We start from the raw sequence: 25337 nt of genomic DNA, 5'->3' as shown, positions 1-25337 counted from the left end.
TTAATAAAAACTGCAGAATAATATGACTTCACATAAAAATAATGCTAGAATAGCAATTGGAAGCATAACATGATGCTAATTTAAAATTTGAGGAGAGGCAATCAATGAAAAGAATCGCAGTTCTTACGAGTGGTGGCGATGCCCCAGGGATGAATGCAGCTATTCGAGCTGTCTTAAACCAAGGGATGCACCACGGATTAGAAGTATATGGGGTTTACCATGGCTTTCAAGGATTGGTTGAAGGGGACTTACGTCTTTTGACCGTTAATGATGTTCACCATCAAATTAAACTAGGTGGAACATTGCTCCATTCCGCTCGTTATCCAGAATTCAAGGAAAGAAAGAATCAAGAGCGAGCCATTGAGCAGTTAAAGAAACAGAAAATTGATGGTTTAATCGTCATTGGTGGGGATGGTTCTTTCCAAGGTGCTTTATCACTAACGAAACTTGGCTTCCCTGCTATCGGTATTCCAGGAACGATTGATAATGATATTCCAGGAACGGAGTATACAATCGGTTTTGACTCTGCTGTTACAGTTGCTTTGGATGCAATTGATAAGATTTCTGATACAGCTGCTTCCCATGAGCGGACCTTTGTCATTGAGGTTATGGGCCGTCATGCAGGGGACATTGCCATTTGGGCGGGTGTTGCAGCTGGAGCAGATGCGATTATTATTCCAGAAGAATCTTTTGATATGGAACAAGTGGCTTATACTGTTCGTGCTGGCCGTCGCAGTGGGAAAGATTACTCATTGATTATTCTTGCCGAAGGTGCTATGGCGGTGGATGAGTTTGTGGCAGAATTTAAAGAACATGTGCCTGAACAAAGTGTGCGCGGTGTTGCATTATCTCATATTCAACGTGGTGGTGCACCAACTGCTCGTGACCGTGTCTTTGCTACGTCAATGGGTGCTAAAGCTGTTGATTTGCTTCTTGAAGGACAAGCGGGCGTCTATCTCGGCATTAACGAGGAACGTGTATCAATCTTTGATATTGTTGAGACACTTGAGAAGAATGAACATAAAGTCCGCGAAGATTTATATAAACTGAACTTAGAATTGACGGATCGAGATTTATAATAAAGGGGACTCTAAGCAATGAAAAAAACTAAAATCGTTTGTACGTTAGGACCTGCTACAGATTCTGTAGAGACAATCAAGCAACTGATGGAAGAGGGAATGAACGTTGCTCGTTTCAACTTCTCTCATGGAACGCATGAAGAACAGTTAGAACGCATGAATAAATTCAAGCAAGCCCGTGAAGAAACAGGTAAATCTGTTGGGATGCTACTTGATACGAAAGGGCCAGAAATTCGTACGCACTTAATGGAAACAGACATCGTTCCTTTAGAGAAAGGGTCTATTGTACGTGTAGCGATGAAAGAGGTTACCGGAAATGCTGAGCGTTTCTCTGTAACCTATGAAAACTTAATCAATGATGTGGAAATTGGTGGCCATATTCTTTTAGATGACGGCCTGATCGATTTATTAATCACGGATATTGATTTTGAAAATCAAGAAATTATTACGGAAGTATTAAACTCAGGTATTCTCAAATCTCGTAAAGGGGTTAACGTGCCAAACGTTTCCCTACAATTGCCAGGTATTACTGAGAAAGATGCGGATGATATCCGCTTTGGTGTCCGTCAAGGAATTAACTTTATTGCGGCAAGTTTCGTACGCCGTGCCCAAGATGTCTTGGAAATTCGTGAAGTTTTAGAAGATATGGATGCCATGCATATCCGTATTATTTCTAAAATTGAAAACCAAGAGGGTGTCGATAATCTCGATGAAATTATCGAAATTTCTGATGGTATTATGGTTGCCCGTGGAGACTTAGGGGTAGAAATCCCAACCAACGAAGTGCCAATTATCCAGAAAGAAATGATCCGCAAATGTAATGAAGCAGGTAAACCCGTTATTACTGCAACGCAAATGTTGGACTCTATGCAAGTTAACCCACGTCCAACCCGTGCGGAAGCTGGGGACGTTGCCAATGCTATCTTCGATGGAACCGATGCGGTTATGCTTTCAGGTGAAACAGCGTCAGGTGATTATCCAGTAGAAGCAGTTAAGACCATGGCAAGTATTTGCTTGCGTACGGAAGAAGCACTTGTCGGACAAGATGCAATTACCCTTAAAGCTTATGACAAGCAAGACTTAACGGAAGCAATTGGACAAGCAGTTGGCCATACAGCTAAGAATTTAGGCATCGAGACAATCGTAGCTGCAACTTCATCTGGTCATACAGCGCAAATGATTTCCAAATATCGTCCGAAAGCAAATATTCTAGCGGCAACCTTTAGCCAAGAGACAATGGGTGCGATGACTTTAGTATGGGGTGTACAAGCTTACTCAATCGATGTCCCAAGCTCAACAGATGAAATGTTAGACTCTGCAACAGAGCTTGCTTTAAGAACGGGCAATGCTTCTGAGGGAGATTTAATTATCATTACAGCAGGGGTACCAGTAGGTGAATCAGGTACAACGAACTTGATGAAAATTAAGCAAATTGGTACGCTTTTAACGAAAGGTGAAGGCGTTGGCAATGCCAACTACATCGGTAAAACCGTTATTGCTAAGGATGCAAAAGAAGCGAATGAAAGGACCACAGTAGGTTCTGTCTTAGTTATTCCATATTCTGATGCTAACTTTACGCCTGCTTTGAAACGTGCGGGTGCAGTCGTTGTTGAAACAGGCGGAATGACGTCTCATGCGGCAATTGTCGGTTTAGAGCGTGGTATTCCAGTCATCGTTTCAGCTAAAGATGCTATCGAAAAAATCGCCAATAATGAATTGGTAACTGTAGATGCACGTCGTGGCCGTGTGTATCGTGGAGCTACCGTAAGTATTTAATTTCTAAATGAATAAAGTTTAAGTTAAGCCGAATAGTTACAGGCGGACGCCAGGAAGTCTCTAAGCTAGAGAATGTCAGGTCAGCATGTAGCTATGCGGCTTTTTCTTTCAGAGTGCTATAAGCAATTGCAGACTTATGGTACAATAAAACACAAGAGGTGACATGATGAAGCAAGGGGATATACAAACAGCTGTCGTGCGCGATGAGCAGGCAGAAGCATTATATGTGCAAATTTCAGATCAGATTCTTACCTTACCTAAGGAAGGCTTAACCAAGCCATATCCAGCAATCGGCGAACAGGTTGAAGGGATGGTCTATATGGACCGTAACCAGCAGTGGTGTTTCCAAGTGACTTTGCCTGACAGTCGCTTAGACGCCTTTGGCTGGGGCGTTGTTGTCGATGTTCGAAGGGATTTGGGTGCCTTCCTAGATATAGGCTTAGTGAATAAAGATGTGCCAGTTTCTTTAGATGAATTGCCGTTGATTCAAGATGAGTGGCCTCAAATCGGCGACCGTCTATTGGTTCAGCTTTCAACCGATCGCAAGAATCGGCTTTGGGCAAATTTGGCAAAGAAAGAAGAAGCCAGTGCTTATACCCGTAAAGCGCCCGCTCGGCTCGCTAATCAAGACATCCATGCCACGGTCTACCAACTAATTCGCGACGGAGCCTTAGCAATCAGCACGGAAGGCTATCAGTGTTTCTTGCATGAGAGCGAACAGCTTGTGCCGGTGCGCTTAGGCGAGGTACTTGCAGCTCGGGTAGTCGATACCCATTTAGATGGCAGGCTGAATCTTTCAACAAGACCTCGGGCACATGAGGCCTTGGAAGGGGATGCAACGATGATTTTACGTATTCTAGAAAAAGATCCAACAGGTTTCCTGCCTTTGCACGATAAATCGAAACCAGCTGATATTCAGGCCTTATTAGGAATTAGTAAGGGGCAATTTAAGCGGGCGGTTGGGAATTTAATGAAACAAGGTTTAATAGAGCAAGTCAAAGGAGAAGGCCTTTACTTGCAAAAGTAGTAGGTGAATGTGTGAACGAATATATTGAAGACTTCCTAAGGTATCTCAGTATTGACTTAGGTCATAGCGAGAATACGGTGGTCAATTATCGCAGAGACTTAAGGAAATTCAATGCGTTTCTAAAAGCAAAAGCGAAGGTGCAAATTGACCATATTCAAACCGAAGATATTCAGCTCTTCCTCGTTGAACTGAAGCATGAGGGCTACGCGAGTGCAACTACCAGTCGCATCATATCAAGCTTAAAGCAATTCTTCCGCTATTTAATGCTGGAAGGTGTGCTGGAACAGAATCCCGCCCAATTGCTCGAACAGCCGAAAGCGCGCAAGCATTTGCCAGATACCTTATCAACTGATGAAATTGATGCCTTGTTGGCTGCTCCAGATATTGAGACAAATCTAGGCATTCGCGATCGCTCGATTTTCGAATTGATGTATGCAACAGGCTTGCGGGTAAGTGAGCTGATCACTTTAAAGTTAGATGAACTACACTTAGAATTAGGCTTTATACAAACAATCGGCAAGGGGAATAAAGAGCGAATCGTTCCCTTAGGTGAGGAGGCCCAATACTGGTTGGACCGTTACTTAAACGAAGTCCGCTATCTTATGCAAAAACCAGGCATCCAAGATCACAATGCTGTCTACCTCAGCCGACGAGGCGGCCCTTTTACGCGGCAAGGTATTTGGAAGAATTTGAAGAAATATGTTGAGTTAGCAGGAATTCAAGCCAATGTTACCCCTCATACTTTACGGCATTCTTTCGCCACGCATTTATTGGAGAATGGAGCAGATTTAAGAATGGTTCAAGAATTACTGGGTCATTCTGATATTTCTACCACACAAATTTATACTCATATTTCAAACTATCGATTAAGAGAAGTCTATCGCAAGAACTTTCCTAGAGCATAAGAAGGAGGACGCTAATGACAAGATTTTCGCGTATTCATTTAATTGTATTAGACTCAGTAGGCATTGGTGAAGCACCCGATGCAAGTGCTTTTGGCGATGTGGGGGCCCATACTTTAGGGCATATTGCTGAAGTAGCCGGCTTAAATGTACCACATATGCAAGCCTTAGGCTTGGGAAATATTGAACCTTTAGCCGGCATTGAGTCACAGGAGTTGACAAAGGGCTACTGGACTAAACTACAAGAACTATCTGCAGGTAAAGATACGATGACTGGCCACTGGGAAATTATGGGATTGAGAATCGATCAAGCTTTTCGGGTATTTCCTGAAGGCTTCCCCCCTGAATTGATTGAGCAAATTGAGGCGTATTCCGGGCGCAAAGTTGTGGCCAATAAGCCGGCATCTGGAACGGAAATTATTGATGAGTGGGGTGCTCATCAAATGGCAACGGGCGATTTGATTGTCTACACTTCCGCGGATTCAGTCTTGCAGATTGCAGCACATGAAGCAGTGATACCGCTAGAAGAACTATACGATATTTGTGAATATATACGTAGTATTACCCTAGAAGAGCCTTACATGCTTGGGCGGATTATTGCCAGGCCTTATGTTGGTGAACCAGGGAATTTTATCCGGACGAGTAATCGCCACGATTATGCCTTGAGTCCATTTGAGGAGACGACCTTAGATTATTTGAAAGAAGCAGGATATGATGTTATCTCCATTGGAAAGATTTCGGATATTTTCAACGAGCAAGGTATTACCCATGGTGTTCGTACAAAGAGCAATATGGATGGTGTCGACCAATTACTCAAGGTGATGGCACAAGACTTTCACGGCTTGAGCTTTACGAATTTAGTAGATTTCGATGCCATATACGGTCATCGGCGCAATCCTGAAGGTTATCGAGATGCTCTGGAAGACTTTGATGCTCGGTTGCCAGAAATTTATGCAGCCCTCCGGGCAGATGACTTATTGCTCATCACCGCTGACCATGGCAATGACCCAACTTTCCATGGAACGGACCATACCCGTGAATTTGTGCCCCTGTTAGCTTATAGTCCGCAACTAGAGGCGAGCGGCGCACTGGAACAGGGATTCTTCGCAGATATTGCGGCAACGATTGCAGATAATTTCGGTGTGAAGCAAACGGAGCATGGTCAATCATTTCTAGATCAATTGAAGTAAGGAGTAGCTTATGTATACAGAAACAGTTAATTTTTTGCGAGGGAAGGGCATGATTGAGCCTAAGATTGCGTTAATTCTTGGCTCAGGTTTAGGCGATTTCGCAGATAAGATTGAAGATGCCACTCGAGTGCCTTATGAAGAAATTCCTGGCTTCCCTGTCTCTACGGTGGAAGGTCATTCTGGGATGTTAGTCTACGGGAAAATTCATGATAAGCAAGTGATTGCACTTCAAGGGCGTTTCCATTATTATGAAGGGTATCAGCTGGACGCGGTCACTTATCCAATTCGAATCTTTAAGGAGTTAGGGGTTGAGAATCTAATTGTCACCAACGCTGCTGGCGGGGTGAATGAAGCCTTTGAACCGGGAGATTTGATGTTAATTACGGATCATATCAATTTAACGGGGCAAAATCCGCTCATTGGAGCCAATATCGATGCACATGGGCCGAGATTTGTAGATATGACTGAAGCTTATAGTGTTTCAGGTCGTCAAATTGCTCGCGATGCAGCTGAAGCAGTGGGCCTTCGTTTGCAAGAAGGGGTATACACTTGGATGACAGGGCCGACATATGAGACCCCTGCGGAGATTCGCCAGGTTCGCATTATCGGTGGCGATGCGGTAGGTATGTCAACGGTGCCTGAAGTAATCGTAGCTAAGCACTGTGGTATTGAAGTCATTGGGATTTCATGTATCACCAATAAAGCTGCTGGGATGCAGGATACCCAGGCTCACGATGATGTAGTAAATGTCTCTATGCAAGTGAAACCGAAATTTGAACAACTTATGCAGGAACTGATTCAACGGATTTAGTTCTGGCAGAAAGGTGGTATTATGCTAGTCAGTTCTAAAAACAAACATGAGAAAATCGTTTTAGGTCTCCTATCGTATACCTATGATGAAGAAGTACCTTCAACTGAAGTGCTGAAGCAAGATTTAACAGCATATCAGGAGTCTCAAACGACACAGATTTTACTTTATAAGCCTGAGGGGGCCGATAATTTCATTGGCCTTATCATCCTTGACAAAGAAGACGGGGAAGATTTGCCCCAATCGACACTGTATTTGCAGAAGTATGTCCTTTTGCCTTCTTTCAGAGATGAGGAATCGGCTTATGAAATGTTTAAGGCACTCAAGGCCTATTATCCAGAAGCTAAAATTTTGAGTAATATGCAGTTGAGTGATCACCTAGCCGGATGGACACAGCGCTATGAAAAGGACCGGCTTGGCGATGAGTGAGCTATTTGCCGATGAATTGCATCTTGAATTAGAAGTATTTACGGGGCCTTTTGACTTACTGCTTCATTTAATTCGCAAGTTAGAAGTAGATATTAATGACATCCCTATGACTGAAATTACGGAGCAATATTTAGCTTATGTTCATTCCATGCAAGAAGTGCAATTGGATGTGGTCGGGGATTACTTAGTCATGGCTGCGACCTTGCTTGAGATTAAAAGCCGCTTACTCCTCCCAATTGAGCCGGATGATGAGTTGGATGATCCGTATGAAGGTGAGGATCCGCGGGCTGCTTTAGTGCAACAGTTGTTGTTGTACCAGCAATTTCAAGACGTTGCCAGTCAATTACAAAAGCAAGAAGCGGACAGAGGACGGGCCTATGACCGTCCTTTGGCTGATTTATCTGCTCATATAGCTGAAGTCAAGCTTAAAGCGGGGGCTTATACGGTAGAAGACTTAGCAATCAGTATGGAAGATGTCCTTAAACGGGCCCAAGACAGGGAACCTAAATTACGCGAAATTCAAGGGGATCCGGTCACAGTGGACGAGAAGATTGAAAGTATGCAGAATTATTTCCAACTGCATCCGCATACAGAAGTGGCCTTCTTAGAATTTGTGGAGGAGGAAACTCCGTCTCAAATTATTTCGGCCTTTCTTGCCATGTTAGAATTAGTTCGTAAGCAGTGGATTGTCTTTCAGCAGGAAGTACCCACCGGTCCCATCACACTGAAAGGAAGCGAGGTTGCGCATGCAAGCCATTCAATTACTTACTAGAATTAAAGGCATCTTATTCGTAGCCGGCGAAGAAGGCGTTAGTGAAGCAGATCTCGTCCAAGTATTGAATGTACCATCGGTGGAAGTGCAGGAGAATTTACAAGCGTTAAAACTTACCTTGCAAACGGACGAAACTTCTCCGATTGAATTGGTAAATTATAATCAGCGTTACCGCCTCGTGACGAAAGCCTTTCTTGAAGAAGATGTGAAGGCCTTTGCCCAACAACCGGTCAATCAGCAATTGAGTCGGGCGGCTGTTGAAACATTGGCCATTGTAGCTTACCGCCAACCGATCACGCGTCTGAGCGTCGATGAGATTCGCGGGGTTTCCTCGCAAAGCATGTTACAGAAATTGATGCAGCGCGATTTAATTCAAGAAGTAGGACGTGTTGAAGCGCCTGGACGCCCCCTCCTTTATGGGGTAACACCGTATTTTATGGATTATTTCGGTTTGGAAAGTCTTAATGATCTTCCGGATATTGAACCGCTTGCACTCAATGCGGAATTAACGTCTGAGAGTTTGTTTGACATTGAAGAATGGAATGTTGAGTACTTCCATCAAGAAGAGGAGGATGATTAGTGGAAAGATTACAGAAAGTTATGGCTCATGCCGGGGTGGCTAGTCGACGCAAATGCGAAGAGATTATCCAAGCTGGTCGGGTAAAAGTCAATGGGGAAGTCGTCCGGGAACTGGGGACGAAGGTTTCACGGGAGGATACCATTGAAGTAGATGGGGTCCCTATTTATAAAGAAGAGCCTCGCTATATTCTCCTTTATAAACCTAGAAATGTGATTTCAGCCGTTAGCGACGACAAAGAGCGCCCCGTCGTAACAGATTATGTCCAAGGCATTCCGGAACGGATTTATCCAATTGGGCGCCTGGACTTTGATACGACCGGTTTATTAATGATGACCAATGATGGGGATTTCGCGAATCTAATGATGCACCCTCGTTATAAAATCAACAAAACTTACATTGCTAAAATCGATGGTTTTTTAGCAGAGGCTGATATGCAAAACTTACGCCGGGGAGTTATGCTCGATAAACAAAGGACGGCCCCAGCCAAAGTGCGGGTCCTATCTACCAATGACCGTAAGCAAATGAGTGTGGTGGAATTAACCATTCGTGAAGGGTGGAACCATCAAGTTAAGCGAATGTTTGAAGCAGTCGGGCGCACAGTCGTCTCCTTGAAGCGCGAACGTTTCAGTTTCCTTGATCTGGGTAACTTGCAACCGGGTCAGTGGCGCGAATTAACAGCCTTTGAAGTTGATAAACTTCGCAAAGAAGCTGAAAGCGCGATCAAATAAGTTAGCTTAGCGCTTGTGAACGGCTTAATTATATGCTATAGTAAACACAATAAAAAATTCTTCAGGGCAGGGTGTAATTCCCGACCGGTGGTAAAGTCCACAAGCGCTTCAGCGCTGAATTGGTGAAATTCCAATACCGACAGTAAAGTCTGGATGAGAGAAGAATGACGTGTTTGAACCGATTGCCCTAAGGTGATCGGTTTTTTTCTATTTAAAGGAGGCGGACGATATGGCGAAAAGTCAATCGAAGACAACGGTATTACTTGCAATTCTAGGGGCTTGGGCTTTTATACTAAGGTTAATCGAGTTGCCCATCTTCCCACCGGCCCAATTTTTGAAATTTGATTTCAGTGATTTAGTGGTGCTGGTAGGTATGTTAGTGAAAGGACCTGTTGGCTTATTGGCGGTAGCCTTTATTCGAGATTTCTTGCACTATTTATTTTTCGGTGGCGAAGCGGGGATTCCCATTGGGATGATGATGAGTATGGCGGCTTCTTTAGCATTATTTATTCCCAGTCACTTCTTCTTGAGCAAAGGGAAAAGCTTAGCCCCTAAGATGCGTTATCTTCTGATGGGAGTAGTTTCTACACTGACACTCACGGTAGTGATGTTATTATTTAATTATTTCATTGCTGTGCCACTTTATACCAAAGTATTGCATTTCCCTATCGATAATATCCGTGATTATTTACTATTGATTTTAGTGCCTTTTAATCTGCTTAAAGGACTCATCAATAGTGTCGGCCAAGTCTTTGTCATTAAAGTGTTCTATCCGCAACTCTTCAAGCGCAATGTACTTTATGAAGAGTACATTCAGGCGAGTCTTTAAGGGCGAAACAAAATCTTATTACCAAATAAAAGTACCAAAAAGTGAACCTATGTTACCAAAGTGTTACGAATATCTTTCAAATAGATGAAGTTTTATAGAAAATTACTATGCTAAAATGTATTTCTGCGAGCTTTGTGGTAAACTAAGAAAGTGTAATATGATATGTTTTCTGAACATATGTATGTAGGAGGATATCGATGCCAAAAGACAAGGAAAATGAATTTAACGATGATCGCTTTGAGGAGCAGGAAGACTCTTTTGAGGTAAGAGACGAGCAAGAAGTCGACCCGTCCTTAGATGAGCCAGGTAGTCGGGCGGATGAAGAAAGTCGTCGCCCGTGGAATCGACGTTTCGGTCAAGATGAGAATCCTAAGAATCGCCAGTATTCTCGTTCTGCTCGGAATCAACCAGCTAAAGAAGCGACTACGCTATCGCGTGTATTGTTAGCTGCTTTGATTTTGACAGTATTATTGCCGTTCATTCTGTGGGGTGTAATTTCAGCTCAACGGGATAATAAGGAGATTGCTGAGCGTACAACAGAGCAGGTGATGATTTCAAGAAATTCAGAAGCAAGTTCAACTTCAGAAGAATCCTCTTCAGAAGAGTCGAGTAGTGAAAGTTCTGTAAGTAGTTCTAGTCGGGAATCAGAAAGTGAAGACGAGTCCAGCAGTATGAGTCGTCCAGAATCTTCAATTACACCGCCTGAACCTGTCTACCAAGATCCGGCAGTTGCCCAAGAGCCTGTCTATGAAGAGCCAGCTCCGACAGCCGGAACGACGCATACGGTTTCTGCAGGTGAATCATGGTATGCGATTGCAAGAATGTACGGCGTAGATGTCTATACACTTGCTGCAGCCAACGGTGCGTCGATTGATACGCCTATTCATCCAGGGGCAGTAATTCAGATTCCGTAGAATTTTAGTATAGCGAGGCCATTGGTGAATGGTCTCGTTTTTTATTTGAGAGTGGAGGGATAGTGTGTTACATATTGCAATTGACGGTCCGGCTTCTTCAGGGAAGAGTACTTTGGCAAAGGCCTTGAGTGAGGCCTTAGACATTATTTACCTTGATACCGGGGCGATGTATCGGGCAGTTACGTTAGCTTTACAAGAGCAAGCGATTGATTTGAGTGATATTGAAGCAGTTCAGGATGTATTGGCGCGGATTGATATTGACTTTGCAGCAAGTCCATCAGGTCAGCGTGTTTATTTAAATGGTCATGATGTAACGGAAGCAATACGCCAGGACGATGTGACGAACGCTGTTTCAGAAGTAGCAGCTATTAAAGAAGTTAGAGCAGCCCTTGTGGCAATGCAACAACGTTTCGCTTTAAATCAATCAATCGTTATGGATGGGCGGGATATTGGTACAGTGGTCTTGCCTGAAGCTGATTATAAATTCTACCTCACTGCTTCACCTGAAATACGGGCTGAGAGACGCTTCGCTGAAAATCAGGCCAAGGGCTTAAGTAATCAGTCTTATGAAGCATTATTGGAGAGTATTATTCAACGGGATGCTTATGACAGTAGTCGAGCGGAGAGTCCCCTTCGTAAAGCTAGCGATGCAATAGAATTAGATAACAGTCATATGACCACTGAAGCGACAGTGGCACATATTTTGAACATAATTCGGCAATAATTGCTATTAGTAAACAATCAGAATGTATCTTAAAACCCGCTGGGAAATAGCTAAATAAGCTAGACTTGGTTATAATAATTTGATATAATAGTAATACTTGGTTTATAATGTAAACCAGAGATATGGTAACGCTTAGGAGGAACCGGATAAATGTCAGAGTTTTTAGAGAATGAAGAATTGAATGAAGAAGTTTCAACAGAAGTAGCAGAAGATGCTGCTCAAGATATGGGTGCTGTGGAAGAAGTGGTTGAAGAAATTCCAACCGAAGAAACTGAAGACGCAGCTCAAGATATGGTTACAATGGAAGATGCTTTAGATAGCGTTGATGAAATCAAAGTTGGCGACACAGTAATGGCTGATGTCTTAGCTTTTGATGACAATCAAGTACGCGTAGCAATCCGCAACAGTGGCGGTCTTGAAGGTGTTGTTCCACGTAACGAATTATCTGCTACACCAATTGAAGAATTAACCGATGTTGTTAATATTGGTGACGAAATTGAATTGGTTGTATTGAAACCAATCAAAGATAAAGAGAATGGAAACTTCTTGCTTTCTAAACGACGTGTTGATGCTAAGAAAGTATGGGAAGAACTTCAAACGAAATTCGAGAACGGTGAAACAATCGAAGCACCTGTTAAGAGTGTCGTTAAAGGTGGGTTAGTTGTTGACGCAGGTGTACGTGGCTTCGTACCAGCATCAATGGTAGAAGATTACTTCGTAGAAGATTTCTCACAATACGTTGGTCAAACACTTGAGTTTGCAATCATAGAAATTGAGCCAAGCGAAAACCGCTTAATTCTTTCTCACAAAGAAATTGCTCGTAAAGAACGTGAAGAGAAACGTTCAGAGCGTTTAGGTGAATTAGAAGAAGGTTCAGTAATCGAAGGTACAGTTGCTCGTTTAGTTAACTTTGGTGCCTTCATCGACTTAGGTGGGGTTGACGGTTTAGTTCACATTAGCCGTATTGCACATGAACACGTTGATAAACCAAGCGATTACTTAACGCCTGGTGAAACAGTTACAGTTAAGGTTCTTTCCGTTGATGAAGAAGAAGGTCGCGTTTCATTATCTATCAAAGATACTTTAGAAGGACCTTGGGATAACATCGAAGAGAAAGCTCCAGAAGGATCCGTTTTAGATGGTACTGTTAAACGTCTAACGAGCTTTGGTGCCTTCGTCGAAGTATTCCCTGGTGTCGAAGGACTTGTTCACATTTCACAAATTGCCCATGAGCATATTGCTACACCTCATGAGCGTTTAGAAGAAGGACAAGAAATTCAAGTGAAAGTTCTTAGCGTAAACCCAGAAGAACAACGCTTATCTCTTTCAATTAAAGAATTATTGGAAGCACCAGAACGTCCAGCTGATGCACCTCAAGCAAATCGCAATGAGTCACGCAACAACAATCGTCGTCGTTCTTCAAACAATAATCGTCCGCGTCGTCAAAATAACCAACAAGCAAGCAATGACTTTGAAAGCACAGATACTTCCTTCACAATGGGAGAGTTGCTTGGAGACGCATTAAATCAGTTCAAGACTGATGAAGAATAATATAGATTAATTGAAAGTGGGCTGGCTGAATAAGTCAGTCTACTTTTCTTTTAGAGGGGAAATAAGGAGGTGGATATGTTGTTACCAGTCGTAGCATTAGTAGGCCGACCGAATGTTGGCAAATCAACCGTGTTTAATCGCTTGGTTGGTGAACGTATTTCAATTGTTGAAGACTTACCCGGTGTGACTCGGGACCGAATCTATGCCACAGGTAAATGGCTCGGACGTGATTACCGCTTAATTGATACTGGCGGAATTGAAATGACTGATGAGCCGATGATGACCCAAATCCGCTATCAAGCAGATATTGCCATGGAAGAAGCCGATGTGATAGTCTTTATGGTGAATAGCCAAGAAGGACTCACAACGGAAGATGAAGCAATCGCTAGTTACTTACACCGGACCAAGAAACCAGTGGTTTTAGCGGTGAATAAAGCAGACAATCCTGAGCAAAGACAGACGGTATATGACTTTTATGCCCTAGGTCTTGGCGATCCTATTCCAGTATCTGGTGCACATGGAACCGGTTTTGGGGATTTATTAGATGAGATTGTTGCTCACTTCCCTCCTGAAGCGGAGCAAGTTGATGATTCACAGCTCATCAAGTTCAGCTTTATTGGGCGTCCAAATGTCGGGAAGTCTAGTTTAGTCAATGCGCTCTTAGAAGAGAAGCGTGTTATTGTATCGAATATTGAAGGAACGACCAGGGAAGCAGTGGACACACGCTTTGTTGATGAATCGGGCCAAGAGTTCACAATGATTGATACAGCAGGAATACGCCGGCGCGGCAAGGTCTATGAGAAGACGGAGAAATATAGTGTTATGCGGTCATTGTCTGCAATAGAACGCAGTGATATTGTCTGTGTGGTGCTTGATGCTGAAACGGGTATTCGAGAACAAGACAAGCATGTTGCCGGCTATGCCCTTGAATCCGGTAAAGGCATTATTATCCTCGTAAATAAATGGGATACGGTTGAGAATAAGGAGAAGGTGTTTGATGAGTTTACGCAAGATATTCGGAGTGAATTCCGCTTCCTATCTTTTGCACCGATTCTCTTCGTCAGTGCGAAGACCCATCAACGCCTAGAACGATTGCCGGATTTACTTAAGGAAATTCATGCCAATCAAAATCGTCGCATCCAATCCTCAACCCTAAACAATGTTATTAGTGATGCGGTTGCGATGAATCCAACCCCTACCGATAAGGGTCGCCGTTTGAAGATTTATTATGCAACCCAAGTGGCAGTGGGGCCACCAACGTTTGTGGTCTTTGTCAATGATGTGGAATTAATGCATTTCAGCTATGAACGTTATTTGGAAAACCAACTACGGCAAGCTTTCCACTTCGATGGAACACCACTGAAGATTATTCCACGGGAACGGCAGTAATAAACTGCTGGTAAGACACTAAAAACGTTGTAATAACGTTGTTTATATGGTATTCTTTAATAAGAAATAAGCATTGGGCTTTATTTCAAATTTCAATGGAGTCATTTGACTCATTAGGAGGATTAGACAAAATGGCAAACAAAGCAGAATTAGTGGAAAGAGTAGCAGAGAAAACAAACTTGACTAAGAAAGACGCAACTTCAGCGGTTGAAGCAGTCTTCGAAACAATCGAAGAAGCTTTAGCTGACGGTGAGCGTGTACAAGTTATCGGTTTCGGTACATTTGAAGTACGTGAGCGTGCAGCACGTAAAGGTCGCAACCCACAAACTGGTGACGAAATCGACATCCCAGCTACTAAAGTACCAGCTTTCAAAGCAGGTAAATCTTTAAAAGAAGCTGTTAAATAAGCTTTTAATCTAATTCCGAAATACCTCTATGTAAGAGCGATGCTCTTGGCATAGAGGTATTTTCTATGAGCAAAACTTTAATGAATGATAGGGAAATGGTATAATACAAACTATGGTATTGGAATACGCTAACGATGTTTCCAATGCAAGAGATATAATGTATGACAGGTTTGAAGGGAGTTGGGTTGGATGCGTGCGGAAGAAATTATGCGGCAGATGGCTTATAGTTTAGATCAAACGGAAGCAATCGATATTCTACGTGAGTATGTTGAAGTAGAGGACTTAACCGATGAAGACTACCAAACGCTTCATGAAGTCGCCTTGCAACTATTGCAACGGGGCTATATTGAAGCAGGGGAGTATCTTTGGCTTCAGTTATATCACCATACGCAAAGACCAGAATATGCACTAGCTTTAGCAGAGTTATATTATAAGTATCAATCCCTGGATACCGCCTTACTATGGCTCCAACAAATTCCTACAGCAGGCTTAAGTCCATCCTTAGACCAAGCAAAGAGCTACTTGAGTGCAGAAATATATCAAGCCAAAGGCCAAGGGCGAGCTGCTTTGAAGGAACTGAATCAGCTGATTCGCACGTACCCACGCTATTATCCGGCTTATGCGTTAGCCCTTGAGATTCACCATGACTTAGGTAATAGCAAGGATGTCGAAACCTTCTTATATACAATTGAGACGTACTTTTCGGATGAGATGGATATAGCCGAATTCAAAACCTTACAGGTTCAGTATCTACTTGCCCAAGAGACAATCAACTTCCCAGCTATTTATGACATTCTGGAAAGTGATGCTTATCCTCAAGACGATGCAGAAGCTCTGTATTTAGCAGCCGAAGTTTACGTTATGGCCGAGAATTATCTATTAGCTGAAGCCAAAGTAGATCAAAGTATTGCCTTGCAGCCAAATTACGTTGATGCCCATCTCTTGCGTCTTGAAATTTACCAAGCCCTTGAGAACTTGTCGGGCATAGAAACAGAGCTTACCTGGCTGACGCGAACGCTCCCTATGGACGAGCCGGAAGTATTGACCTTGGTTGATATTGCCGATGAATTTGCTTTGTTTACGCCTGAGTTGGGGGCACTCTTTGAAGATCATTTGCTCTTAATGGAAGATGTTGAGCAATTGTATTCGTATTTGAAGTTATATGTAAGGCAGGTAGGGCAGATAGGTGATACTAATCAAGCAGAACGTTTGTTGCACCAGGTGGCCCCTGAGCAATTGACTGAGGGTCAGTTGCAATATCTTTTGGCACGTTTATATAAAGGAACGCAAAGGTCAGAGCAAGCTGTAGATTCTTATGCATATGCCCTAAGTGAATTACTAGCAGAGCCTTCGTTAGTTCTGGAGCTAGGTGAACTTTATATTCAGCAGGGAGAAGTCGCAAAAGCTAAGGATTTGCTTGAACAATTTAACGGCACAGATTATGAGACAGAGCCCTTAGCCCAAAAGATTCAAGAAGTAGAAAGGAAGTAGGTTTCATGGCTTCATATAATGATCGTAAGCGTGATTTCTTACATTGGCTTTTAGACAATTATGAACACGCGAATCCCTCGGTGACCTATTTACTGAATGTATTATTATCCAAGGATGATATTCTCAAATCGGTAGTCTTTTCGGAAGCAGCGAAGTATGCACCACGGGGGATTTATATTTCCTATCAAGATAATTCGGCAGTCCCTTTTGTTTATTATAAAGATCAATTAAGCTACACTATGAGTGAACAGGCTTTTCATGATTTGCGTTTAAATCAGCGCTATGATAATCATACCTTCTATTTGGAGTTCAATATTCCGCATTTATACGATATGTTGTACCGCTATGATGTCTTTGAAGAGAATCCTTATTTACCAGAAAGGGACAATCAATCAGCGGTATTGGAAGATCTCTTATATGACGTGAGTTATAAGGCTAAATTACGTCAAGTGCGCATAGATTTAGACCAGGCTTTGGAGACGCATGATTTCGAGATGGCAGAGTATTGCTTGCGGCTTATTGAGTTAATACAAGGAGAGACGGATGCTGATTAGTTTAGAGCATAGATTGTTTCAAGAAGCTTTACCGGTGATGGAGCGGATTGAAGCTGCCGGCTATGAGGCGTATTTTGTGGGGGGCTGTGTGCGTGATACGCTCTTAAAGCGTCCGATTCACGATGTCGATATTGCGTCAAGTGCTCGCCCGGACGAAATTGAAGCCTTATTTCATGCGACGATTGATTTAGGCAAAGAGCATGGTACGATGATTGTTGTGTATCATGGAGAGACTTTCGAAGTGACGACTTTTCGTACGGAAGGAACTTATTCTGATTTTCGTAGACCGGATGAGGTAACCTTTGTTAGAAATTTAGAAGAGGATACTTTGCGCCGTGATTTCACCATCAATGCTCTAGCGGCTGATTCTGAAGGTGTAATTTATGACTATCATGGAGGGCTTTCGGACTTAGAACAAGGCTATATTCGAGCGGTAGGTAATCCAGCGGAGCGTTTCGCTGAAGATAGCTTACGAACGATGCGTGCTTTGCGTTTCGCCAGCCAATTAGGCTTTGAAATTGAAGGAGCAACCTATGAAGGCGTTCAGGCCTATGCCCATCAATTGAAGCAGATTGCGATTGAGCGTATTCGAGTGGAGATGTCTAAGTATTTGCAAGGGGAAGCCTTTCCTCAAGCGGCCCATCTGCTAGTAGTAAGTGGTGTCAATCAATATTTGCCTGGCTTTGACCGGCCGGATATAGGGCAAGCTTTGGCTAAGTTATCCACTTGGTTAAGTCCCCTTATCGAGGCAGGTATTGAGCGAGATGAGGCCTTAGTCTGGGCGTTTCTACTATATGAGCTCAGAATAGGCAGCCAAGCACGCCAGTTATTGCGAACATGGACTTTTAGCAAGCAATTTATGTCAGCCGTCACTGAAATGCTGACAATCATTGAGAAATTTGACCAGCAGGAATTCGATTTAGAAAGCACTTATCACCATACGGATGCGTATGTTGATTTAATTTATCAAACGTTTGCCTGTCGTAACTTACCGCTGCCAGATGTAGCAACTATGCGGCAGCAACTACCTATTCAGAAACGCCAAGATATTGTTGTGAATGGCAAGGATTTAATGGACATTCTTGGCCTTACCAAGGGGACGAAAGATATAGGCGTCTGGTTAGAGCGGATTGAACGCGCTATTATTCAAGGGGATTTACCCAATGACCTTGAAGCCATCACACATTTCATTAGAGGGGACTGAAGGCTGTGACCAATCATACGGCAAAATTGAAAATTGCGGTGGTTGATTTGGAGACGACCGGACCTCATTTCGACCAAGGGGACCAGATTATTCAAATTGGGGCGTGCATTATTGAGGATGGGCAATTAAAGCATGAATACTCCATGTTGCTGAATCCTGAACGTTCGATTCCACTGACCATTCAGAAGCTAACGGGGATTGAGCAAGAACAGGCTGACCAAGCACCTAAATGGGAAAGTGTCGCCAGTTTATGGTATGAACGCTTAAAGGATTGCCTCTTTGTGGCCCATAATTTAAAGTTTGATTTAACCTTTATGCAAGCAGCTTTTGCCAAAGCGGGCTATGAATTCAAGCCGCAAGCTTTGGATACAGTCATTCTGGCGAAAGTGCTCGTCGGGCACGCCTCTGGCTTTAATTTATTGGAGCTATCGAAGTATTATGGCATTGCTTTTGAAGATGCCCATGATGCGATTGAAGATGCTCGCGTGACAGCTGTCATTCTTAATCAGTTGGCCGGGGAAGTGCTGAAACTTTCGAATCAGAAATTACGTGACTTAGCACCTTTAGTACGTCTTTTGCCTGGGGAGACAGAGCATTTCTTTCAAGCAGCGGAGTGCTATCGGTGGGATTGCCAGATTTATTTAGAGCACGAAGAACCCATTAAGCGCCGAACACCTTCGCCTTTAGCGGCTTCAACGGGTGTGTTGGCAGATAGGTTAATCGAGACCTTTCACAAGTGGCCGCGTTTATGGATTGAGCCGAGTGATTTCCCTTTATCTCCTCAAGTTATCGAAGCGGTCATTGGGCAAATGATGCAAGATGGCCGCAATGTGCTTTTGGTAGTCCCACATAATTATCAGCTGCTCCAATGGCAGCATTTAATCCGAGAAGCGGCCTCTGTCTTTGCCGAAGAGGGCTTGATTATAAGAAAGCCTAGCAATTATTTGCATTTACAAGCCTTTAACCAGTTGCTTGCGTTAAATTTCACCAAATTAAATCAAACAGAACAAATAAGCTTAGCCAGTACAATTGTCTGGTTGACCCATACGCAAACGGGAGATTTTACCGAATTAAATGCGGATATTCAAATTAAATTTATGTTTGATAAGTATTGCCACGCCCGTGATTTTAACGGACCCCATACTTTCTATGAGCGTGCTTTAGACCGGGTGCAGTCACAGAAGATTGTCCTAATGAATCAATGGGATTATGGCGCTTTTGGCCAGAAAGAGGAACGGGCTTTATTGTATGCTCAAGACCGGGTCGTGATGCTTTATGATATGGCTGAGATGTTCGATACAATGACACAGCAGCAAAGTGTCCTCTTGCCCTTGAGTCAATTCTTCACGCAAATTCGGCGTTACTTAGATCAATACTATAATGATCTTGCCTTTCAGCAACAACTTCCGAATCTTGGTCGACGTTTAAATAGACTGTTGGATAGCTTAAATCAATTGCTAGAAACGGCTGGTTTATATTTGCAAGAAACTTACTCGAAGGAGAGTGCTTATCGGGGTTACCATGAGCGATATCTTTCCTTGGAGGCTGATTTGCACGCTGACTTTGCTTCAATGTTAAGTCGCCTCTTTGAAGAAATTGATGGCCTGGGGCGCATTCATCAAATTCAGGAGTTTCTCCCTGATTTACTGGACGATTTGCACCTATGGCAGAAATTAGCCAAGCAAATTCAAGCGTTACCTTCAAAGAATTTCTGGAAAGTATCCGGTGAACATATGAATGCTCAGTTTTACCGGGTAAGCTTGCATTGCAATCCACTTATCTTTAAAGATACTCAGTTAAATACGCTACGGGAGCCGCATTCTATCTTATGTATCAGCTTAGGTGACAGTTATCTCTTACGCCAACGCGGTGTGGACGCTTTAATCCAAAAAGATGAACTGCACTTTATACGGCTACATCAATCGGCCCCACATCAGCCATTGGACATTCAAGTTCCTTTGAGTTATATTGGGGAAGCCTTTCAAACGCCAGTGGATGATGCTAATGCGATGGCGCAATTCATTAATGATGAACGGGAGCAGCTCCAGGAACAGATTGTTATTATTTGCAATAATTTAACCAGCATCGAAACGATTTACCAAGCCTTATTACGGCACGAAACCTTACTCGTTAATGATACGATTCTAGCCCAAGGTGTATCGGGGAGCTTGAATAAGGTGAGACGGCGTTCGATGGAAGGGAAGCGGCAAATACTCATCTTGCATCGGACAAGTTTCAAAAATAGTTGGTGGCCTTATCGCCAACAAGCTACGAGCGTTTTGCTACAGAAATTACCGTTTAAGTCACCGGATGAACCTTTGGTTCAGGCCATGCAGAAGCTCTCATCAGGGGAGCGTACTTTTGAAGTGTTCGACGATATTCTATTGCCGAATATGATGCAGAATTTCAAAGAATTATTGAATCAATTACTTTACTCATTTCAAGCAGAGGACTTCTTTTTGTTTGATGAACGTGTCTATACGAAAGCTTATGCAACCCGATTCCGCAAGGACATGCAGGCGTGGGCAAGTTTTCGTACGGATCAAGCTTTTGACTATACAAATACTCAGGGGGATAGATGATGAGCAGTAGAACCGTCCGAAATTTAACTGTCTTCTTTTTGCTATTATTAATTGTTTTGTTATTGATTTTCTCTAGATCGCAGCAAAGTATTCGCCAAGCGGAAGCTGAGGCACTCGCAATTATTGAAGCGGACTATCAAGTGGATAATGTCAATAATTTCTATTGGCTAATCACGAATGACACTTACTTTAGCCTTGACTTTACCAATGCTTCTGGCAAAGAAATGTATGCCATTATTGCTCAAGCAGGCGGTGAAGTGACGTACTATGACCATGCAGAATTAATTACTGAAGCCGATGCCTTGTCTTTGGCCAAAAATTATAATGACGTTGAAGACTTTCTCAATGTCCGTTTGGGACTGCTGGAAGAGCTTCCTGTATGGGAAGTGACTTTCCGGGCACCGGATCAAAGTATGGCCTATTATTATATTAATGCTAAGAATGGGGAATGGGTGCAGACTATCGGGAATTTGTAGGGAACTAGATACGTTCTAATTGGCATGCATGCCAAGGAAGGAGATGATATAGGCTTTATGACAGAGATTTATGATTGGCTTAAAGAAGGTTTTACGGCCGTTCCCAATCGTTTTTTTCAGCAATTTTACCGTTTAGATTTGTCGAGTGATGAGGCACTGTTATTACTCTACATTCTAAGTGCCAGCCGTCAGAATATGGTAGCGGATGACATGCAAAGAATTGGCCGTCAATTGGGCTGGTCCCATGAAACGGTCTTTCAGCATTTAAATAGCTTGATGAGCAAAAATTACCTGACGATTGAATTGGTGCCGGATGAAACGGGCAAGCAAAGAGATCATTATTCCTTGCGTCCCTTCTTTGAACAGTTAGATGCCTTAGATAAGCACGGGAAGACTGACACCACTCAAAAGAATGCTCCTGATTATAAGCAGCGCAGTGAACTAATTCAACATTTCGAAGAAGAGTTCGGTCGCAGCTTAACGCAGATGGAGCTGGAGCAAATTAATCAGTGGCTTTTAGACGACCAGTATGACATTGCGGTCATCTTACTTGCCTTGAAAGAAGCAGTGATTCATCAAGCGCTTAGCCTGAAATACATTGATACAATTTTATTAAATTGGGAGAAGCGGAATATTCGCACGGTTCAAGAAGCGCAAGCAGAAATTAATCGACGCAATCAGCGTAGACAAGGTGGTTTTCAAGCGAACCAAACGACTGATGCGTATCAGAATGTGGATATTCCAATTATTAACTGGTCACATGATTAGGAGGACGTATGCTAACAAGTGAAGAATTGATAGAAGCCCTGCGCCGTATGGATGAACTCATCCCAAACGCTGCATCAGAATTGCAGTTTGATGATCCATTCCATTTGTTAATTGCGGTCATCTTAAGTGCGCAAACAACGGACAAGGCAGTAAATGCCCTAGCACCTGCCCTATTTGAACGCTTTCCTACAGCTGAAGCCATGGCAGCGGTGGAGCCAGCAGAAATTGAGCCTTACATTCAAAGTATCGGTTTATTCCGTAATAAGGCTAAATTTCTCAGTGGTACAGCCCGCAAAATTGCCTACGACTTTCATGGAGAAGTTCCCCACACTCGCAAGGAACTCGAATCTTTACCCGGTGTCGGTCGCAAAACGGCGAGTGTAGTCTTGAGTGTGGCCTTCGATCAGCCAGCCATTGCGGTGGATACGCACGTAGAAAGGGTAGCCAAACGACTGAAAATTGTTCCTGAGAATGCTACACCAAGGCAGGTAGAGAATATCCTCATGGAGAAATTACCTGAAAAGATGTGGTCGCACGCCCATCAATTACTGGTGCTTTTCGGCCGGTATTACTGCACAGCCCACAGTGAAGCCTGCGCGAGTTTTATTGATTATGAAGACGTTGTTGCTCAATATGAATAAGGCCAAAAGCCCTAATATATAGCGGAAGAACCAAGCTATATATTAGGGCTTTTACAATGAAGTTCGGTACGAGACATTAGCTCTTCTTACGTCCGACATCTTCATAGGACCAAGTATGGCGGTCGTATTCATAGAGGCGAATTTCCTTATTTGCGTCGGGAGCGCTCACGTTGAAAATAAAATAATGGTTGCGGTTATCCACGGCTTGGTAGGCCGGAAGCTTAAAGTAGTTCCTTTGCGTCTCTCCCATTGAATGCAGAATATCCTCGGTAAAGAAGGTTAAAGGAACTTCAAGCTTGGAATAGGTGTAATAATCCTTTTCAAAGCGCAAGTAACTTTCACTAAAGTAAGCGAATTGAACGTTATTACGACGAGATTGTTTAGAATTCATGGCAACGGCAAGTGCCTGCGGCGTGTTATAGGGCAGTGGGGCTTGCCTTCACTCCTTTCTAGCATAGGCATACTCTTCAATATAAAATACTTAAGCATTAAACACAGCGTACCTTATTAAGTATCAATCGTTTCTACTAAAGTAATCGTGAGAATGTCTTCAAAAGCGACGAAGCGATAGTCTTTAGAACTGGCGATACCAATCGTATGATTCTGTATGTCGGTGACCTTCCCGATGAGGTGGCTAAGGTTTGACTGGTCGCGAATTTGGAACTGGGCGGTGAGATTTGTGGCATAAAGTTGATGAATGAGGAGCAATTTATCACTGGGGGCTTGGGCATGAATTTCGTCACTCGCTTCGAGCATGGGCTGTTGGAGGGCACTGGTATGCTCTGAGAGGAAGAAACCCATCCACTTAGCCATCTTACGGTCTTGATACTGGCGAGCTGAGCGGTAAGGTAAATAATCTCGTGAGCCCATTAATTTAACCCATCCAAGCCACCCGCTCCGCCCGCAGCATGGCCACCAATAAGCTTGCTACGAGCAATACTGCGGGAATTCTCATTGAGCACGGTCGCGGGCTGGACGGCTAAGAAGCCAAAGCGTTCACGAATGTGATCGATGGTCTGCTCAAGGCGCTCTTCCTTGTCAACCCTTTCCATATCTTCGAAAAGGGAAATTAAGGCGTAGTTCTCATCAACGAAGCGACTGTAACGGACGCCTACACTTCGAACAGCGCCTCCCTGGTAATGCTTCCGAAAGAGCTGGCGCACATGTTCTTTTAATACCCGAGTTCTCTGTGTAGGGTCAACAGCCATTTGAGCATGGATGGAGCGCTTTTCTTCTTGGTCAGCAAAGCCAACATAAATGCTGACACATGTTGTATTGTACTTGGCGCGGCGCAAGCGAATCGCTACTTGTTCTGCCATTTCCATAAGCACAAGTTCGATATCGCTAGCCCTATGGTAGTCTTTAGGTAGCACTTGTGAATTGCCCAGGCCTTTGGCCTTTGGCTGATAAGGCTCACGAACATTGCTTTCATCTACACCATTAGCATGAAACCAAAGTTGTAGGCCAATGACGCCCATCTTTGCCTTAAGTAAATCAGGATCACTCTGGGCTAAATCACGGATGGAGAAGATATTCATGCGATTTAAACGCCGCTCTGTACGTTTGCCGATTCCCCAGAAATCAGTCATCTCCGGAATGTTCCACACTTTAGCTTCTACGTCTTCATAGGACCAGTTGGCTCGCATAGTATTCGTCGTCTTAGCCTCATTATCTAAGGCGAGCTTAGCCAGCAGCGGATTAGCATTGCTCATGCCAATGGTTGAATAAATCCCCGTTTCTTCTTGAATATCCCGTTGGATGGCAGCTGAGATGATGTCCAACTTACTCCGCCGTGAAAGTTCTGGATTAGGAACAAAAAGCTTTAGAGAATGGGTTAAATCAACAAAAGCCTCATCGATGGAATAGGGCATAATATCTTCTTTGGGGGCGTAACGGTTTAGAATCTTTTGGATCTTCATATTCTCTTCAATGTATAAGCTCATCCTTGGTGGAACAATCAAGGTTTTACGTGCCCAGCTTTCAATATAGCGCACATAATTGGAATCCGTTGGCAAGTTCAAGCGCCTGGCTGTAGAGTAATTGAAGCGGCGGGTATGGATATTGAAAGGCAAGTCATACGTACGCCCCACATTCTCCTTGCCGAAAACTTGCTTAAACGTTGGGGAAGCAGCCAGAATAAGACCATTGGCGTGGTCCGTTCGGCTCACGACACATAAAGAGGTCGTGAGCGGATGACATTCTCTGGCGACACATTCTACACTCGCATAGAAGGATTTCATATCGATAAAAGCGATATCCGAATGAGGTTCTAAATCATAGCGAATGATTCCCATTCAATCAACTCCTTTCTCTAAGGCCATTTCCTATAGCAACAACCTTCTTCATTTCGATTAAGCCATATGTAAGGTGGTACGGCCATAGGAATAGCAACCCTTATCAAAATGTGTCTACATCCATTATACGAACATTTGTTCATTTTGGCAAGGGAAGTCTCTAAAGAAATTAAAATTGGGGGATAAAGGTTGATATAGTTAGGCAAAGGCGAAAGCTCCTTG

General features: G+C 43.3%; 26 protein-coding genes and 1 riboswitch. Of the genes, 23 read left to right on the top strand and 3 right to left on the bottom strand.

All coding sequences use genetic code 11. The features are described from left to right. Window positions 1–104: 104 nt before the first annotated feature. The 23 genes from pfkA (at window position 105) to nth (ending at window position 22821) form a co-directional block, all read left to right on the top strand. Complete coding sequence (gene pfkA, locus CL176_RS07575; RefSeq protein WP_118990760.1) at window positions 105–1079, top strand: 6-phosphofructokinase; 975 nt, start codon at window positions 105–107, stop codon at window positions 1077–1079. A gap of 18 nt (window positions 1080–1097) precedes the next feature. Next, a complete protein-coding gene (pyk, locus tag CL176_RS07570; RefSeq protein WP_118990759.1) occupies window positions 1098–2855 on the top strand; it encodes a pyruvate kinase in 1758 nt (585 codons plus the stop codon). A gap of 166 nt (window positions 2856–3021) precedes the next feature. Next, a complete protein-coding gene (locus tag CL176_RS07565; RefSeq protein WP_240430431.1) occupies window positions 3022–3882 on the top strand; it encodes a CvfB family protein in 861 nt (286 codons plus the stop codon). A gap of 11 nt (window positions 3883–3893) precedes the next feature. After that, complete coding sequence (gene xerD / locus CL176_RS07560) at window positions 3894–4787, top strand: site-specific tyrosine recombinase XerD (RefSeq protein WP_118990757.1); 894 nt, start codon at window positions 3894–3896, stop codon at window positions 4785–4787. Between the two features lie 14 nt (window positions 4788–4801). Further along, window positions 4802–5974 (top strand): phosphopentomutase, encoded by a 1173-nt coding sequence (gene deoB / locus CL176_RS07555; RefSeq protein WP_118990756.1) that lies wholly within the window; start codon window positions 4802–4804, stop codon window positions 5972–5974. A gap of 10 nt (window positions 5975–5984) precedes the next feature. Continuing rightward, window positions 5985–6785, top strand: coding sequence for a purine-nucleoside phosphorylase (locus CL176_RS07550; protein WP_118990755.1), 801 nt, complete (start codon window positions 5985–5987; stop codon window positions 6783–6785). 21 nt (window positions 6786–6806) lie between these two features. Further along, complete coding sequence (locus CL176_RS07545; RefSeq protein WP_118990754.1) at window positions 6807–7211, top strand: hypothetical protein; 405 nt, start codon at window positions 6807–6809, stop codon at window positions 7209–7211. Continuing rightward, on the top strand, window positions 7204–7983 hold the full coding sequence (locus CL176_RS07540) for a segregation and condensation protein A (protein ID WP_118990753.1): 780 nt from the start codon (window positions 7204–7206) through the stop codon (window positions 7981–7983). Before CL176_RS07545 ends, CL176_RS07540 begins: the two co-directional genes overlap by 8 nt. Beyond that, a complete protein-coding gene (gene scpB / locus CL176_RS07535; RefSeq protein ID WP_118990752.1) occupies window positions 7958–8563 on the top strand; it encodes an SMC-Scp complex subunit ScpB in 606 nt (201 codons plus the stop codon). The genes CL176_RS07540 and scpB overlap by 26 nt, the downstream gene beginning before the upstream one ends. Next, on the top strand, window positions 8563–9291 hold the full coding sequence (locus CL176_RS07530; protein ID WP_118990751.1) for a pseudouridine synthase: 729 nt from the start codon (window positions 8563–8565) through the stop codon (window positions 9289–9291). The genes scpB and CL176_RS07530 overlap by 1 nt, the downstream gene beginning before the upstream one ends. A gap of 53 nt (window positions 9292–9344) precedes the next feature. Then, window positions 9345–9460, top strand: a riboswitch (FMN riboswitch). Between the two features lie 60 nt (window positions 9461–9520). Then, entirely contained in the window at window positions 9521–10120 is a 600-nt protein-coding gene (locus CL176_RS07525; protein ID WP_118990750.1) for an ECF transporter S component, read from the top strand. Window positions 10121–10317: 197 nt separating this feature from the next. Then, entirely contained in the window at window positions 10318–11034 is a 717-nt protein-coding gene (locus CL176_RS07520) for a LysM peptidoglycan-binding domain-containing protein (protein WP_118990749.1), read from the top strand. A gap of 64 nt (window positions 11035–11098) precedes the next feature. Continuing rightward, window positions 11099–11758 carry a (d)CMP kinase gene (gene cmk / locus CL176_RS07515; protein WP_118990748.1) on the top strand — a complete coding sequence of 220 codons (660 nt, stop codon included), beginning with the start codon at window positions 11099–11101 and terminating at the stop codon, window positions 11756–11758. Between the two features lie 291 nt (window positions 11759–12049). Next, on the top strand, window positions 12050–13309 hold the full coding sequence (rpsA, locus tag CL176_RS07510; protein ID WP_240430622.1) for a 30S ribosomal protein S1: 1260 nt from the start codon (window positions 12050–12052) through the stop codon (window positions 13307–13309). A gap of 75 nt (window positions 13310–13384) precedes the next feature. After that, window positions 13385–14698, top strand: a complete 1314-nt coding sequence (gene der / locus CL176_RS07505) for a ribosome biogenesis GTPase Der (protein WP_118990746.1) — start codon at window positions 13385–13387, stop codon at window positions 14696–14698. 131 nt (window positions 14699–14829) lie between these two features. Further along, complete coding sequence (locus tag CL176_RS07500; protein WP_118990745.1) at window positions 14830–15105, top strand: HU family DNA-binding protein; 276 nt, start codon at window positions 14830–14832, stop codon at window positions 15103–15105. 189 nt (window positions 15106–15294) lie between these two features. Next, entirely contained in the window at window positions 15295–16596 is a 1302-nt protein-coding gene (locus CL176_RS07495) for a tetratricopeptide repeat protein (protein ID WP_118990744.1), read from the top strand. A 5-nt stretch (window positions 16597–16601) separates the two neighbouring features. Continuing rightward, complete coding sequence (locus CL176_RS07490) at window positions 16602–17150, top strand: YpiB family protein (RefSeq protein WP_118990743.1); 549 nt, start codon at window positions 16602–16604, stop codon at window positions 17148–17150. Next, on the top strand, window positions 17140–18354 hold the full coding sequence (locus tag CL176_RS07485) for a CCA tRNA nucleotidyltransferase (protein WP_118990742.1): 1215 nt from the start codon (window positions 17140–17142) through the stop codon (window positions 18352–18354). Before CL176_RS07490 ends, CL176_RS07485 begins: the two co-directional genes overlap by 11 nt. Window positions 18355–18359: 5 nt before the next feature. Then, a complete protein-coding gene (locus CL176_RS07480) occupies window positions 18360–20936 on the top strand; it encodes an exonuclease domain-containing protein (protein ID WP_162890891.1) in 2577 nt (858 codons plus the stop codon). Further along, window positions 20936–21412, top strand: coding sequence for a PepSY domain-containing protein (locus tag CL176_RS07475; protein ID WP_118990740.1), 477 nt, complete (start codon window positions 20936–20938; stop codon window positions 21410–21412). The genes CL176_RS07480 and CL176_RS07475 overlap by 1 nt, the downstream gene beginning before the upstream one ends. 57 nt (window positions 21413–21469) lie before the next feature. Beyond that, a complete protein-coding gene (locus CL176_RS07470; protein WP_162890890.1) occupies window positions 21470–22180 on the top strand; it encodes a DnaD domain-containing protein in 711 nt (236 codons plus the stop codon). An 8-nt stretch (window positions 22181–22188) separates the two neighbouring features. Then, complete coding sequence (gene nth / locus CL176_RS07465; protein WP_118990738.1) at window positions 22189–22821, top strand: endonuclease III; 633 nt, start codon at window positions 22189–22191, stop codon at window positions 22819–22821. Window positions 22822–22897: 76 nt separating this feature from the next. On the opposite strand, the gene CL176_RS07460 is transcribed toward nth, so the two are convergent. The 3 genes from CL176_RS07460 to CL176_RS07450 all read right to left on the bottom strand — a co-directional run bounded on the left by CL176_RS07460 (window position 22898) and on the right by CL176_RS07450 (window position 25115). Continuing rightward, window positions 22898–23212, bottom strand: coding sequence for a DUF5960 family protein (locus tag CL176_RS07460; protein WP_118990737.1), 315 nt, complete (start codon window positions 23210–23212; stop codon window positions 22898–22900). A 116-nt stretch (window positions 23213–23328) separates the two neighbouring features. Continuing rightward, a complete protein-coding gene (locus tag CL176_RS07455; RefSeq protein WP_118990736.1) occupies window positions 23329–23691 on the bottom strand; it encodes a hypothetical protein in 363 nt (120 codons plus the stop codon). Then, window positions 23691–25115: a Y-family DNA polymerase gene (locus CL176_RS07450; RefSeq protein ID WP_118990735.1), complete on the bottom strand. Its 1425-nt coding sequence runs from the start codon at window positions 25113–25115 to the stop codon at window positions 23691–23693. Before CL176_RS07450 ends, CL176_RS07455 begins: the two co-directional genes overlap by 1 nt. Between the last annotated feature and the right edge of the window lie 222 nt (window positions 25116–25337).

The organism is Suicoccus acidiformans (genome assembly GCF_003546865.1).
Taxonomy (GTDB): Bacteria; Bacillota; Bacilli; order Lactobacillales; family Aerococcaceae; genus Suicoccus; species Suicoccus acidiformans.
The sequence above is the reverse complement of the archived record's forward strand: the minus strand, read 5'-3'. Positions and strand labels throughout refer to the sequence as shown.

Excerpts from the sequence above, each read along its gene's own strand:
- pyk (WP_118990759.1), top strand. The coding sequence starts at position 1,098 with ATGAAAAAAACTAAAATCGTTTGTACGTTAGGACCTGCTACAGATTCT.
- CL176_RS07450 (WP_118990735.1), bottom strand. The coding sequence starts at position 25,115 with ATGGGAATCATTCGCTATGATTTAGAACCTCATTCGGATATCGCTTTT.
- CL176_RS07545 (WP_118990754.1), top strand. The coding sequence starts at position 6,807 with ATGCTAGTCAGTTCTAAAAACAAACATGAGAAAATCGTTTTAGGTCTC.
- CL176_RS07500 (WP_118990745.1), top strand. The coding sequence starts at position 14,830 with ATGGCAAACAAAGCAGAATTAGTGGAAAGAGTAGCAGAGAAAACAAAC.
- nth (WP_118990738.1), top strand. The coding sequence starts at position 22,189 with ATGCTAACAAGTGAAGAATTGATAGAAGCCCTGCGCCGTATGGATGAA.
- CL176_RS07460 (WP_118990737.1), bottom strand. The coding sequence starts at position 23,212 with ATGAATTCTAAACAATCTCGTCGTAATAACGTTCAATTCGCTTACTTT.
- CL176_RS07520 (WP_118990749.1), top strand. The coding sequence starts at position 10,318 with ATGCCAAAAGACAAGGAAAATGAATTTAACGATGATCGCTTTGAGGAG.
- deoB (WP_118990756.1), top strand. The coding sequence starts at position 4,802 with ATGACAAGATTTTCGCGTATTCATTTAATTGTATTAGACTCAGTAGGC.
- CL176_RS07540 (WP_118990753.1), top strand. The coding sequence starts at position 7,204 with ATGAGTGAGCTATTTGCCGATGAATTGCATCTTGAATTAGAAGTATTT.
- CL176_RS07490 (WP_118990743.1), top strand. The coding sequence starts at position 16,602 with ATGGCTTCATATAATGATCGTAAGCGTGATTTCTTACATTGGCTTTTA.
- CL176_RS07525 (WP_118990750.1), top strand. The coding sequence starts at position 9,521 with ATGGCGAAAAGTCAATCGAAGACAACGGTATTACTTGCAATTCTAGGG.
- CL176_RS07470 (WP_162890890.1), top strand. The coding sequence starts at position 21,470 with ATGACAGAGATTTATGATTGGCTTAAAGAAGGTTTTACGGCCGTTCCC.
- CL176_RS07475 (WP_118990740.1), top strand. The coding sequence starts at position 20,936 with ATGAGCAGTAGAACCGTCCGAAATTTAACTGTCTTCTTTTTGCTATTA.
- rpsA (WP_240430622.1), top strand. The coding sequence starts at position 12,050 with ATGGTTACAATGGAAGATGCTTTAGATAGCGTTGATGAAATCAAAGTT.
- CL176_RS07455 (WP_118990736.1), bottom strand. The coding sequence starts at position 23,691 with ATGGGCTCACGAGATTATTTACCTTACCGCTCAGCTCGCCAGTATCAA.
- CL176_RS07495 (WP_118990744.1), top strand. The coding sequence starts at position 15,295 with ATGCGTGCGGAAGAAATTATGCGGCAGATGGCTTATAGTTTAGATCAA.
- CL176_RS07485 (WP_118990742.1), top strand. The coding sequence starts at position 17,140 with ATGCTGATTAGTTTAGAGCATAGATTGTTTCAAGAAGCTTTACCGGTG.
- pfkA (WP_118990760.1), top strand. The coding sequence starts at position 105 with ATGAAAAGAATCGCAGTTCTTACGAGTGGTGGCGATGCCCCAGGGATG.
- scpB (WP_118990752.1), top strand. The coding sequence starts at position 7,958 with ATGCAAGCCATTCAATTACTTACTAGAATTAAAGGCATCTTATTCGTA.
- der (WP_118990746.1), top strand. The coding sequence starts at position 13,385 with ATGTTGTTACCAGTCGTAGCATTAGTAGGCCGACCGAATGTTGGCAAA.
- CL176_RS07550 (WP_118990755.1), top strand. The coding sequence starts at position 5,985 with ATGTATACAGAAACAGTTAATTTTTTGCGAGGGAAGGGCATGATTGAG.
- CL176_RS07565 (WP_240430431.1), top strand. The coding sequence starts at position 3,022 with ATGAAGCAAGGGGATATACAAACAGCTGTCGTGCGCGATGAGCAGGCA.